The organism is Streptomyces sp. Y20 (genome assembly GCF_043195475.1).
Taxonomy (GTDB): domain Bacteria; phylum Actinomycetota; class Actinomycetes; order Streptomycetales; family Streptomycetaceae; genus Streptomyces.
The window spans coordinates 12,945-25,586 of record NZ_JBIDDP010000023.1 but is presented as its reverse complement, the minus strand read 5'-3'; the positions used below and the strand labels follow the sequence as shown (position 1 = coordinate 25,586).

The window sequence follows — 12,642 nt, the reverse complement described above, 5'->3', positions numbered from 1 at the left end:
AGGAGAACACCGGCAGGCGCAGCATGGTCATGCCCTGCGTGTGCTTGCGCAGCACCGTCCACAGGACCGCCCTGCCCATGACGATGGTTCCGGTGGTCGCGAGGAAGACCCCGGCGATCCACAGGTCGGGGCCGGCGCCGGGCGAGTGGGCGCTGTCCGCCAGCGGCGGGTAGGAGAACCAGCCGTCGTCGTGGGCGCCGCTCGGGGTGGCGAAGCCCGCCGGTATGACGACCGCGCCGAACACGTAGAGCCAGTAGCCCAGCAGTGTCAGCCGGGGAATGGCGATGCCGGGGGCGCCGATCTGAAGGGGCACCAGGTACACGCCCATCCCGACGGCGAACGGGGTGAGCACCAAGTAGATCAGGCCGGAGCCGTGGATGGTGAACAGCTGGCTGAGTGTGGGCGTCGACCAGGTGCTGTCCGGCGCGCCCTCGCCTGGCACCACCGGCACCGGCGGGAGGGAGGGGGCGGCGCTCCGTGAGGCGGCGTGCGCAGTTCGGGCTCGGCCACCGCGGGTACCCGCGGCCGTGGTGAGGAGGGGGAGAAAGGGAACCGGTGCCATGCCCACGCAGGAACAGGTGCGGCGGCTGCTGGCCGAGGGTCTCGGTTACGAGGAGGCCGGGCGCCGCCTCGGCATACCGGCGGGACAGGCGTTCCTGATCGCCACCGGGCTGCCCGCGGACGGCGGTGACACGCTCACCACCGACGAACAGCACCGCCCCGGAATGCCCCAGGAGTCGACCCAGCACCTGGTGAACCCGGCAGCGAAGAACCCGGCCGGCGAACCGGCCGTACGCGACTGGCTGCGGGCCCGGGCCGACGGCGACGCCCAGATGCGCCGGGCCGCGCGCTCCCACGACGCCTGACCGCCGTGCCCGCCGGGAGCGGGGACGGCCGCCGGAAAGCCGCCGGACGACGGCGGTCCGCCTCCGGATGCCGTGTCCGCACGCCTGCGGAACAATCGTCACAGGACGGAGGCTGACCGAACGGCGGGTGGACGGGTACCCGCGGCCGCATCGAGTACGACGGGAAAGGCGGGTGTGATGGGTGTGCGCACCTGGATCGACTCCTGGCCGGTCTACCGCCAGCTGAAGGGGACGGACCCGCTGGGCCGGGGAGCCGCCGCCAAGAGCGGCACCAGTGAGCGGCTGCGCCCGCGGGTCGCCTCGGCGGACCGGGTGGTGAAGTCCGTCTGCCCGTACTGCGCGGTCGGCTGCGGCCAGAACGTGTACGTCGAGGACGAGCGCGTCACCCAGATCGAGGGCGACCCCGACTCCCCCGTCTCGCGCGGCCGGCTGTGCCCCAAGGGCGCCGCCAGCCTCCAGCTGACCACCGGCGACGCCCGCGAGCACCATGTCCTGTACCGGCGCCCGCACGGCACCGACTGGGAGCGGCTGGACCTCGGCACGGCGATGGACATGATCGCCCACCGGGTGATCGAGTCGCGCCGGACCGGCTGGCAGTGGGAGGTCGACGAGACCCGCACCCGGCGCACCCTGGGCATCGCGAGCCTGGGCGGAGCCACACTCGACAACGAAGAGAACTACCTGCTCAAGAAGCTGTTCACCGCGCTGGGAGCGATCCAGGTCGAGAACCAGGCGCGCGTTTGACACTCCTCCACCGTTCCCGGTCTGGGAACCTCGTTCGGACGCGGCGGCGCGACCACCTTCCAGCAGGACCTCCAGCACGCCGACTGCATCGTCATCCAGGGCTCGAACATGGCCGAGTGCCATCCGGTCGGCTTCCAGTGGGTGATGGAGGCCAAGGCGCGGGGCGCGAAGGTGATCCACGTCGACCCGCGGTTCACCCGCACCAGCGCGCTGGCCGACCTGCACGTGCCGCTGCGCGCGGGCACGGACATCGCGTTCCTCGGCGGGATCATCAACTACGTCCTGCGGAACGACAAGTCCTTCCGCGAGTACGTGGTCGCGTACACCAACGGCCCCATTGTGCTGAGGGAGGACTTCCGCGACACCGAGGATCTCGACGGCGTCTTCTCCGGACTGGACCCCGACACCCGGAGCTACGACAACGAGACCTGGCAGTACGCGGGCACGGAGGTCGAGGCCGCCTCCGGCGAGCGTGACCAGGAGTACGAGGAGCGCACCGACGGCGGCAGCACGGTGACCGACGCCGCGCGCGGCGAGTCCCACGGCTCCGGCGGCGCGGCGCTCCCCGGGGGCGAGCCCGAGCGGGACGAGACGCTCACCCACCCGCGCTGTGTGTTCCAGGTCCTCAAGCGGCACTACGCCCGGTACACCCCACAGATGGTCGAGCAGATCTGCGGGGTCCCCGAGGACATCTTCCGCCAGGTGTGCGAACTGGTCACGGACAACTCCGGGCGCGAGCGGACCACCGCGTTCGCCTACGCGGTCGGCTGGACGCAGCACACGACCGGCGTGCAGTACATCCGCGCCGCCTCCGTGCTCCAGAGCCTGCTCGGCAACATCGGCCGGCCCGGCGGCGGCATCCTCGCCCTGCGCGGGCACGCCTCGATCCAGGGCTCGACGGACATCCCCACGCTGTTCAACCTGCTGCCGGGCTACATCCCCATGCGGCACGCCCACCGGCGGGAGACCCTGGACAGCTTCGTGGCGGCCGAGGCGGCGCACAAGGGCTACTGGGGCAACATGCGGTCCTACCTGGTCAGCCTGCTCAAGGCGTACTGGGGAGGGGTGGCCACCGAGGAGAACGAGTTCTGCTTCGACTACCTGCCGAGGCTCACGGGTTCGCACTCCACCTACGAGACGGTGATGGCCCAGCTGGACGGGGTCTGCAAGGGCTACTTCCTCATCGGCGAGAACCCCACGGTCGGCTCCGCGGACGCGAAGATGCAGCGCCTGGGCATGGCCCAGCTGGACTGGCTGGTCGTCCGGGACTTCTCGCTGATCGAGTCGGCCACCTGGTGGAAGGACGGCCCGGAGATCGAGACCGGTGAGCTGCGCACCGAGGACATCGGGACCGAGGTGTTCTTCCTGCCGGCCGCCGCGCACACCGAGAAGGACGGCACCTTCACCAACACGCAGCGGCTGCTCCAGTGGCACCACCAGGCGGTCGAGCCTCCCGGCGAGGCGCGCAGCGACCTGTGGTTCGCCTACCACCTGGGCCGGATCATCCGGGAGAAGCTCGCCGCGTCCACCGACGAGATGGACCGGCCGGTGCTCGACCTGGCCTGGGACTACCCCACCAAGGGGGAACACGCCGAACCGGAGGCGGAGGCCGTCCTCGCCGAGATCAACGGCTACGACGCGCAGGGTGAGCCACTCACCTCGTACGAACAGCTGAAGGACGACGGCTCGACCGCCTGCGGCTGCTGGATCTACTGCGGGGTCTACGCCGACGGCGTCAACCAGGCGGCCCGCCGCAGACCCGGCAAGGAGCAGAACTGGGTGGCCGGCGAGTGGGGCTGGGCCTGGCCCGCCAACCGCCGCATCCTGTACAACCGCGCCTCGGCCGACCCGGACGGCAAGCCGTGGAGCGAACGCAAGGCACTGGTGTGGTGGGACGAGGAGAAGGGCGCGTGGTCCGGGCACGATGTCCCGGACTTCAAGGCCGACAAGTCGCCCCGGTACCAGCCACCGCCGGACGCGACCGGCCCGGACGCCCTGTCGGGCACCGACGCGTTCATCATGCAGGCGGACGGCAAGGCGTGGCTGTACGTGCCGTCGGGGCTCACCGACGGCCCGCTGCCCACCCACTACGAACCGCAGGACTCGCCGTACCCGAACCTGCTGTACGGCCGGCAGCGCAACCCGGTACGGCACTTGCTGCCGCCGCACCCCGACAACCGCTACCAGCCCAGCGGCACCGAGCCGGGCTCGGAGGTGTTCCCGTACGTGGCGACCACCTACCGGCTCACCGAGCACCACACCGCGGGCGGCATGTCCCGCTGGCAGCCCTACCTGGCGGAACTGCAACCCGAGTTCTTCTGCGAGGTGTCGCCGGAACTGGCCGCCGAACGCGGTCTGGAACACACCGGCTGGGCGACGATCGTGAGCGCGCGCGGGGTCGTCGAGGCGCGGGTGCTGGTGACCGACCGCGTGCCGCCGCTCACGGTGCACGGACGCCCTCTCCACCAGGTCGGGCTGCCCTACCACTGGGGACCGAACGGCTACACCACGGGGGACGCGGCCAACGAACTGCTGCACATGTCCCTCGACCCCAACACCCACATCCAGGAGACCAAGGCGTTCGCCGTCGACATCCGTGCGGGACGCCGGCCGCGGGGACCGGCCGCCCCGGAGCTGGTGCGCGCCTACCGGGCCCGCGCGGGCATCGACGAGCACACCGGAACCGAACTCTGATGTCCGCGCCGCCCGGTGTGCCGGCCGGCCGGTGCGGCGGGTGGCGTGGCGGTCGCGCGGGTGTGGGTACTCGCCGGTGTGCGCGGGGAAGCGCGCACACCGGCTGTGGAGGTGCTGACGATGCGGACCGGACTGCTGAGGGCCATCGGAGCGGCGACCTGCGCCTACGGGATCGCCACCGCGTACCGGCCGGGCCTGCTGGCGCGCCCTTGCGGGCTGGTGGATCCGGACGGCCACGTGGGTCCGCACACCGCGATGGTCCTGCGCCCGCTGGCCTTGCGGGACGCCGCCACCGGCCTGGCGATGCTCGTCTCCCCCCAGGGGCCGGCCCTGGTCACGGCCACCACCCTGCGCATCGCCTCCGATGTCGGTGACGCCCTGCTCCTCGGCCCCGTCCTGCCCGGCCGCGTCCGCCGTGCCGGGGCCGCCGTCAGCGCCCTGGGCTGGGCCGCCCTGACGGTCGCGGGCCTCATCGGCAGGGACCGGCACGCCACGGGGATGTACTGACCCGCCGGCCGCCCTTTCACCGCCGGCGCCGGCCGGCAGCCGATGGCGACGGCCCGGCCGGCCGACGGCCCGTCCCGCCGCCGGGCCGTCGGCGGGGGCGCTCACCGCGGCGGGTCAGCCGGGGGGAAACGGGCGGCGAGCAGGGCCCGGTCGTCGGGGAAGGCGGCGTCGGGCTGGTGGTGCAGGAAGCGGTCGCAGAGTTCGTCGAGGCCGAGCCCGGCCGTGACGCGCGCGCACGCGGTGAGCCTCTCCAGGCCGACGGTGATGACCTCGCGGCGGCGTTCGACCAGGCCGTCGGTGTACAGCAGGAGGGTGTCGTCCTCGGCGAGGGTGCGGGCCGCCTGCCGGTAGCGGAAGCCGTGGACGGGGCCCAGGGGCGGGTTGGTGGCCCCGTCGAGGTAGGTGCTGGTGCCGTCGGCGTGGACGAGCAGGGGCGGCGGGTGCCCGGCGGCGGCGTAGGCCAGCGTGCGGGTGGGACGGTGGAAGACGAGGTAGCAGGCGGTGGCCATCCGGCCGGGGTGGTAGCGGCCCAGGAAGGCGTTGAGCTCGTCGAGGACCGAGGTGGGCCGGGCGCCGCAGCGAGGGACGATGTTGCGCAGGGCGGCGGTGATCTGCGCCATGACGGTGGCCTCGCGCAGTCCGTGCCCGGCGACGTCCCCGATGCTCAGGCCGATGTGATCGGCGTCCACGTCGTAGACGTCGTACCAGTCGCCGCCGACGGAGAGCAGGTCGCCGCCGGGGGCGTAGCAGGTGGCGGCGTCGAGGCCGGGGAGGACCGGCAGGCGTGGCAGCAGGCTGCGCTGGAGGCGTTCGGCGACCTGGTGCTCGTGTTCGTGCAGTCCGGCGCGGCGCAGGGCCTGGGCGATCTGCTGGGCCACGGCGACGGCGTGTTCCGGGGCGGCGCCCGGGTCGGCGCCGTGGATGACCAGCAGACCCAGGTGGGTGCCGTCCGCCTCCAGCGGGAGGGTCAGCGGCGGGGGCCCCGCGGCCGACGGCGGGCGGGGCGGGACCGGGGCGGGGAACGGGTGGTCCAGGTCGGTCCAGTCGGCGGCGGCCGGGGAGGGGTGTTCGCCGGGCTGGAGCGGCGGTACCAGGCGCGTGGAGTGCAGGCGCAGTTCGACGGCGGTGGCGCCCAGGGCGGGCAGCGCGGCGTCCTGGACCGCGCGGGAGACCTCCGTGACGGTGACCGCGGTGGCCAGGGCGGCGGTCAGGGTGTAGAGGTGCTGGAGCCGGCCGCGGGCGGCCTGTTCGGCGGCCAGCAGGCGGGCGCGTTCGGCCTCCAGGGAGCGGCGGAAGGCCAGTTCCCGGTTCAGGGCGGAGACCTGCTGGCTGAGGACGACGAACTGGTCGGCCCCGCCCAGGGGAAGCAGGTGCAGTTGGGCGGCGGGAAGCGGGCCGTCCCACCACTGGGCGCGTGCCCCGTGGCAGCGGAACCGGCGCAGACGGCCGTCGGCGTCCTTGATGGTCAGGGCGCCGGGTACCGGGCTGCCACTGCGCAGCCAGGTGGCCAGGTGGGCGCGCAGCAGCCGGGCGTCCGTGCCGTCCAGGTCGAACAGGCAGGCGCCAGGGGTGAGCCGGCTGTCGCTGCTGCGTGCCGCGGGGTTGGCGGCCAGGATGCGGCCGTCGGCCGCGCACAGCAGGACCGGGTGGGGCAGGAGTCTGGTGATGGCCCCGAACAGGCCAAGGCTCATGGCGTGACGGACGGATCGCCGAAGTACTCGCGGCCGACGGCGGCTTCCACGCTGGTGTCCGGAACCAGGTGCACCACGACCCGGCAGCCCGCGTCGCCTCGGGCGAGGGTCTGCTCGAGTTCCACACGCGCGTAGCCGAGGTTGCGGGCGGCGACGGTGCCGAAGACGTTGGAGGTCATCATGCACATCGACTCCCGGCCGACCACCTTCTCCGCGAACGGGCACACCCGGTTGCCCAGGACGATCTTCGTCGCATCCTGTTCGATGACGTGGAAGTCGCCCTTGATGCGGCGCTTGAGGTCCACCAGCGCCTCGGCGACCTGCTCACCGCTGAGCCGGTCCACGCCGAGGGCCTTCAGGTACATCTCGTCGATCTGCGTGCCGACCGCCTGCCCGACCACGCTGATGTAGCCCGAGGCCTCCTCCAGGCCGATCACCGACTCGAGCGCCGTCGCCAGCTCGCGCACCAGCGTCCGCAGGAAGACGTCACGGTCCAGCGCGATGTCCACGTCCGATGTGTGCTCCATGCCCACCCTCACCCGTCGTGCCGCACAGTGGGGCCGCAGTCGTGACAGTGCGGCCGCAGTTCGTGACGGCACCGTCCCCGCCACCGCCGATGACAGGCATCAGTGTGCCAGCACCGGCGCCGCGAGAGGTCGACGGGCATCCGATGTGCCGTGGCCGCGGCGGGTGGACGGCCCACGGGCGGCCGGACCGCGGCGGAACGGCCCGCGGGCGGGCCGGCGTTCGGCGGCGGACCGCTGGGCCGCCTCCCCCGGACGGGGCACAGGGCCGCCGGCCGTGAACGTCGCGCCCCGGCGAGCGCGGACGGGCCCGCCGCCCGCATCACGGAGTGCGCGACGCTCCGCTACTCGTTGGGCTCCGTGGCGCTGATGTCCGCCAGGGCGGAGTCGGTGTCGCGTTCGACGGCGAGGTCCCCGAGGGAGACGATGCCGACCGGACGGCCGGCCTCGACCACGGGCAGCCGCCGCACGGCGTGCTCGCGCATCAGCTCGACGGCCCGGCTGATGTCGTCGTCCGGCGAGAGGCTGACCAGGTCCTCGCTGCACGCCTCGGCGACTTTGCGCTCCGCGATGTCGCCGCCCTCGCACACCACGCGCACCACGAGGTCCCGGTCGGTGACCAGTCCGCGCAGCGTCTCGTCCTCGGCGACCAGGACGACACCGATGCCCTGGTCGCGCATCAGACGGGCGACCTCCACCACCGGGGTCTGCGGTCCCACCGCCACCGGCGCGGCCGTCATGATCTCGCGGACCTTGTTCACTGCCATGGGCTCTCCTCCACACGTTCACGCCGGCACGACCGCGCGATGAGCGCTCACCGGCCCCGGTTGCCCGTACCCGTACGACGTCTCCGGCTCCCGCACCGGGGGCGCTTTACCCCCCGATGGCAGCGCCCCGAAGCCCGGGTGGCGGCCCGCCGGACCCGCGGCGGACGCGTGCGGGCCGGTCAGGCGCCGATGGCGCGGTCGGCCGGCACGCGCACGTCCGTGATGGCGAAGCCGCTGCGCGGGCGCGTGGGAATGCGTCCTTCCCCAGGTGCTCCGGGGCCCGTTCGCACGACCGGTGTTTCGCCCGCACGGCGCCTGGACACCCGGCCGGCGATCACAGCGGAGGGTCCCGGCACGGCCCCGGTGAGCGGTCGGCAGTCAGTCCCGCGACAGAAGGATCGAGCCCATGGCATCGGACAGGACACCCGGAACGGCCCTGGTGACCGGGGCCTCCTCGGGAATCGGTGAGGAGTACGCGGGCCGGCTGGCGGAGCGCGGCCGGAACCTGGTGCTGGTCGCCCGGCGCGCGGAGCGGCTGGACGCCCTCGCGCAGCGGCTCCGCCGGGACAGCCGGGTGGAGGTGGAGACGCTGGTGGCGGACCTGGCCCGGCCGGCGGATCTCGCCCGGGTCGCGGAGCGGGTCGCCGGCGAGGACGTGGACCTGGTGGTGAACAACGCCGGCATCAACGGCTACGGGCCGTTCGCCGAGGTCGATCCGGCGCTGCTGGGCAAGGTGCTGGAGGTCAACGTCGTGGCGCCCACGGTCCTCACCCGGGCCGCGGTCCCCGGCATGGTGCGGCGTGGCCGGGGCTCGGTGGTCAACGTGGCCTCACTGCTGGCGTTCGCCGGGGACCTGCCGCCCGGTCCCCTGCCCCAGCGGGCCGTCTACGGCGGCACCAAGGGGTACGTGGTGACGTTCACCCGGACGCTGGCCGCCGAACTCGCCGGCACGGGCGTACGGGTCCAGGTCGTCTGCCCCGGGCTCACGGCGACCGAGTTCCATCTCGGTACCGGCGAGGAGCCGGTCGCGGGCGAGGCCCGGGTCCATGACGAGGGCGGCATGCCAGCGGCCGACGTCGTCACCGCGTCGCTGGCGGCGCTGGAGGACGGGGAGGTGGTGTGCGTGCCGGGCCTGCCGGACGCCGGGGCGGTGGCCCTCCTGTCGGCCGCGGAACGCGGCCTGCGCAGTGGCTCCGGCACCCGCGTGGCTCCCCGTTACCGCACGGCCGGGACCGACCCTGACTGACCCGGCCGCCGGGGTGTCCTCCCGGTCGCGCGGTTCGCCCCCCGCCGGCCCGCACCCGTCGGCGCCCGGTCGGCCGCGGTCAGGTCCGCTGGCGCAGGACGGTGACGGCGCGCGGGGGCAGGACCGGCGTGCCGTCCTCGGGGGCGGGGCCGGGAGACAGGACGTCACCCGCGAGACCGGGAAGGGGCACGGGTTCGTCGGTGCGGTTGACGAGGAAGAGGTATCGGTCGCCGTCCCGGGTGCGCACGGCCAGTTCGACGCGGCCCCGGGCCTGTTCGGGCAGCTCGCTGCGGATGCCCGCGTGGGTGAGGAAGGCGGGCAGGAGCGTGGTGAGTCCGGTGGGACCGAGGCGGGTGGAGACGTAGGCGGCGGAGCCCTGACCGCTGGTGCGGCGGGTGACGGCGGGACGCCCTGCGTGCTCTCCGCCGGTGTAGCGGGCGAGGACGTCGGTGGCGGGGTCGGTGACGGTGACACGGTCGGTCCACAGGTCGGCGGTGAGGCCGCCGTCGAGGGTGACCCGCTCGCCGTCGGGCAGGGGCCCGAACTCCTCGACGCGGATGCCGAGCAGGTCGCGCAGGGCGCCGGGGTAACCGCCGAGCCAGACGTGGTCGTTCTCGTCGACGATGCCGGAGAAGTACGTGGTGACCAGGTGACCGCCGTTCTCGGCGTAGCGGGTCAGTTCCTTGGCGAGGGTGGCGGGGACGACGTGCAGCACGGGGGCGATGACCATGCCGTAGCCGTCGAGGGGGGTGCCCGCGGGGACGACGTCGGCGCGTACGCCCACGTTGAGCAGGGCGGTGTACCAGTCGAGGGCTTCCTGGCGGTAGCGGAGCCGGGAGGTGGGGTGGGAGTCGAGTTCGCTGGCCCACCACGAGTCCCAGTCGAACAGGACGGCCACGGGAGCGGTCTCGCGCGTGGCGCCGGCGGCGGGGGCGAGGTGGCGCAGGGTGTCGCCGAGGCCCGTGACGGAGCGGAACAGCTCGCTGTCGGGACCGGCGTGCGGGAGCATCGCGGAGTGGTACTTCTCGGCGCCGGCGGCGGACTGGCGCCACTGGAAGAAACAGACGGCGTCGGCGCCGTGGGCGACGTGCAGCAGGGAGTCGCGGGCGAGTTCACCGGCGCGTTTGGCGAGGTTGACGGGCTGCCAGTTGACGGCGCTGGTGGAGTGTTCCATCAGGTACCAGGGCCGGCCGCCGGCGAGGTTGCCGGTGAGGTTGGCGGAGAAGGAGAGTTCGTCCAGGGACTGGGGGCCCGGGGTGCGGTAGTGGTCGTTGGAGACGAAGTCGACCTCGGCGGCCCAGTCGGAGTAGTTCATGCCCTTGGTCTCGCCCATGACCATGAAGTTCGTGGTGATGGGCACGTCGGGGGTGACGGCACGCAGGACGTCGCGTTCGGCGCGCAGGTGCTCGCGCAGGGCGTCGGAGGAGAACCGCTTGAAGTCCAGCTGCTGGGTGGGGTTGGGGTGGGAGGCGGCCAGGCGGGGCGGCAGGATCTGGTCCCAGTCGCTGTAGCCCTGGGACCAGAAGGCGGTGCCCCAGGCGTGGTTGAGCTGGTCGAGGGTGGTGTAGCGGTGCCGCAGCCAGGCGCGGAAGGCGCGGGCTGCGTCGTCGGAGTAGTCGTAGACGTTGTGGCAGCCCAGCTCGTTGGAGATGTGCCAGGCGGCCAGGGCGGGATGCGCGGCGTAGCGTTCGGCCATGGCCCGGGTCAGGCGCAGGGCGTGCTCGCGGAAGACCGGGGAGGTGGGGCGCCAGTGCTGGCGGGCTCCGGGCCACACCGTCTCGCCGTGGCCGGTGACGGGGAGGATCTCGGGGTGGGCGGTGGTGAGCCAGGGCGGCGGTGAGGCGGTCGCCGTGGCCAGGTCGACGGCGATCCCTCCGTCGTGCAGGAGGTCCATGATCTCGTCGAGCCAGCCGAAGTCCCAGGTGCCGGCGGTGGGCTGGATGCGGGCCCAGGAGAAGACGGCGAGGTTGACGATGGTGACACCGGCCTGCCGCATCAGCGCGACGTCCTCCTCCCAGACCTGCCGGGGCCACTGGTCCGGGTTGTAGTCGGCGCCGTAGGCGAAGCGGGGAGAGCCGTTGTCTCCCCGGCCGCGCAGCAGCTGGGACAGGGGGGCGGGACGCATGCTGTTCCTTCCGGGTGCATGGGGTGCGGGCGGCGGCGCCTGCCGGTCGGGGCGGCGCCGCCGGGCGGGGGCGCGGGTCAGCCGGTGCTGACGGTGAAGCCCTGCTCGTTGCCGTACTTGACGGAGGCGTCCTGCCAGGTCTTCAGGCCGGCCGAGAGCCTGGTGCCGGAGACGTAGGCCTTGCCCACGGTGTCGTTGAAGACGGAGTTGGCGTAGACCTGGTACGGCAGGTAGGACCAGTCGTCGGCGACGTTCGCGGCGGAGTCGGCGAAGACCTTGTTGGCCCGCTGCCCGCCGAAGTACGGGAACGCGGTGTCCTGGAACGCCTTGGAGTGCAGCTCCGAAGTGGTGGCCGGGAACGCGCCGTCGGCCACGCGGGTCCGCACGCCCTTACCGGCGTCGGCGTACTCAAGGAAGGCGTACGCCAGTGCCTCGTTGCCGCCGAGTTCCGGCATCGCCAGGGCGCTGCCGCCGTTCTCGGCGGAGGCCTTGGCGCCCGGGGTCCACTGCGGCAGCGGGGCGACACGCCAGTCACCGGAGGCGGCCTTCGCGCCGGAGGCGAGGTTGGCGGGCATCCAGGCGCCGATGGCGAGGGTGGCGATGGTGCCGTCGTCCAGGCCCTTGTACCACTCGTCGGACCAGCTGGTGATCGGGGAGACCAGCTTGTCGTCGAGGAGCTTCTGCCAGGTGCCGGTGTACTTCCGGGCACCCGCGTCCGAGAAGTCGATCTTCACTTTGGTGCCGTCGACGGTGTAGGGCCGCGAACCGGCCTGCCACAGCATGCTGGTGGTGAAGCCGGCGTCACCGGCGTCGTTGGTGATGTACGCCTTGGGGTTCGCCTTGTGCAGCGCGCGGGCCGCGTCGACGTACTGGTCCCAGGTGGTGGGGACCTTGATCTTGTACTTGTCGAAGACCTTCTTGTTGTAGAACAGCGCCATCGGGCCCGAGTCCATCGGCAGGCCGTAGACGCCGTCGCCACCCGCTCTTACGCCGTTCCAGGGGCCGGGGGTGAACTTGGCGGCGAGCTTGTCGGCGCCGTACGCCTTGAGGTCGGTGAGTTCCTTGGTCAGGGCGTACTGGCCCATCGCGTAGTACTCGATCTGCGCGACGTCCGGGACGCCCTTCTTCGCCGAGATGGCGTTCTGGAGCGCCTTGTACTGGTCGTTTCCGGTGCCCGCGTTGACAAGGTCGATCTTGACCTTGGGGTGCGCCTTCTCGAAGTCGGCCGCCACCTGCTTGAGCGTGGGTTCCCACGCCCAGACGGTGAGGGTGCCGCCCTTCTTCAGGGCCGCCCGGATGTCCGCCTCGGAGACCGCCTTGTGGCTCGGTCCCCCGTCGCCGGAACCGCCGCAGGCGGTCGCTCCCAGGGCGAGGGCACTGACGAGGCCGATGCCGCGCAGCAGGCGGCGGGAATGCTTGAGCATGGTCGTGCTTCCACTTCTTCGTGGCCGGAGCATGGCCGGGACCGTGACCGACGG

The 12,642-nt window shown here is 72.8% G+C and carries 9 protein-coding genes and 1 pseudogene; 4 read left to right on the top strand and 6 right to left on the bottom strand.

Annotation, left to right across the window (positions count from 1 at the left end; translation table 11 throughout):
* Positions 1–34: 34 nt before the first annotated feature.
* A pseudogene (locus tag ACGFT1_RS35125) lies at positions 35–562 on the bottom strand (cbb3-type cytochrome c oxidase subunit I); the annotation flags it as partial.
* Between ACGFT1_RS35125 and ACGFT1_RS35120 the strand changes: the two are divergent.
* The 3 genes from ACGFT1_RS35120 (at position 561) to ACGFT1_RS35110 (ending at position 4,811) form a co-directional block, all read left to right on the top strand.
* Complete coding sequence (locus tag ACGFT1_RS35120; RefSeq protein WP_373913042.1) at positions 561–866, top strand: hypothetical protein; 306 nt, start codon at positions 561–563, stop codon at positions 864–866. The pseudogene ACGFT1_RS35125 and the gene ACGFT1_RS35120 overlap by 2 nt on opposite strands.
* A 177-nt stretch (positions 867–1,043) precedes the next feature.
* Complete coding sequence (fdh, locus tag ACGFT1_RS35115) at positions 1,044–4,304, top strand: formate dehydrogenase (RefSeq protein ID WP_373913041.1); 3,261 nt, start codon at positions 1,044–1,046, stop codon at positions 4,302–4,304.
* Positions 4,305–4,424: 120 nt separating this feature from the next.
* A complete protein-coding gene (locus ACGFT1_RS35110) occupies positions 4,425–4,811 on the top strand; it encodes a hypothetical protein (protein WP_373913040.1) in 387 nt (128 codons plus the stop codon).
* Positions 4,812–4,912: 101 nt separating this feature from the next.
* Here ACGFT1_RS35110 and ACGFT1_RS35105 read toward each other — a convergent pair whose 3' ends face one another.
* The 3 genes from ACGFT1_RS35105 to ACGFT1_RS35095 form a co-directional block, all read right to left on the bottom strand.
* Positions 4,913–6,502, bottom strand: coding sequence for a SpoIIE family protein phosphatase (locus tag ACGFT1_RS35105; protein WP_373913039.1), 1,590 nt, complete (start codon positions 6,500–6,502; stop codon positions 4,913–4,915).
* Entirely contained in the window at positions 6,499–7,029 is a 531-nt protein-coding gene (locus tag ACGFT1_RS35100; protein ID WP_373913038.1) for a methanogen output domain 1-containing protein, read from the bottom strand. Before ACGFT1_RS35100 ends, ACGFT1_RS35105 begins: the two co-directional genes overlap by 4 nt.
* Positions 7,030–7,370: 341 nt before the next feature.
* Positions 7,371–7,793 carry a CBS domain-containing protein gene (locus ACGFT1_RS35095; protein WP_373913037.1) on the bottom strand — a complete coding sequence of 141 codons (423 nt, stop codon included), beginning with the start codon at positions 7,791–7,793 and terminating at the stop codon, positions 7,371–7,373.
* 406 nt (positions 7,794–8,199) lie between these two features.
* Between ACGFT1_RS35095 and ACGFT1_RS35090 the strand changes: the two genes are divergently transcribed.
* Positions 8,200–9,039 carry an SDR family NAD(P)-dependent oxidoreductase gene (locus ACGFT1_RS35090; protein ID WP_373913036.1) on the top strand — a complete coding sequence of 280 codons (840 nt, stop codon included), beginning with the start codon at positions 8,200–8,202 and terminating at the stop codon, positions 9,037–9,039.
* A 79-nt stretch (positions 9,040–9,118) separates the two neighbouring features.
* Here the strand turns inward: ACGFT1_RS35090 and ACGFT1_RS35085 are convergent, their stop codons facing one another.
* Both ACGFT1_RS35085 and ACGFT1_RS35080 read right to left on the bottom strand, forming a co-directional pair.
* Positions 9,119–11,164: a beta-galactosidase gene (locus ACGFT1_RS35085; RefSeq protein ID WP_373913035.1), complete on the bottom strand. Its 2,046-nt coding sequence runs from the start codon at positions 11,162–11,164 to the stop codon at positions 9,119–9,121.
* 77 nt (positions 11,165–11,241) lie between these two features.
* Positions 11,242–12,588: an ABC transporter substrate-binding protein gene (locus ACGFT1_RS35080; RefSeq protein ID WP_373913034.1), complete on the bottom strand. Its 1,347-nt coding sequence runs from the start codon at positions 12,586–12,588 to the stop codon at positions 11,242–11,244.
* Positions 12,589–12,642: the final 54 nt, after the last annotated feature.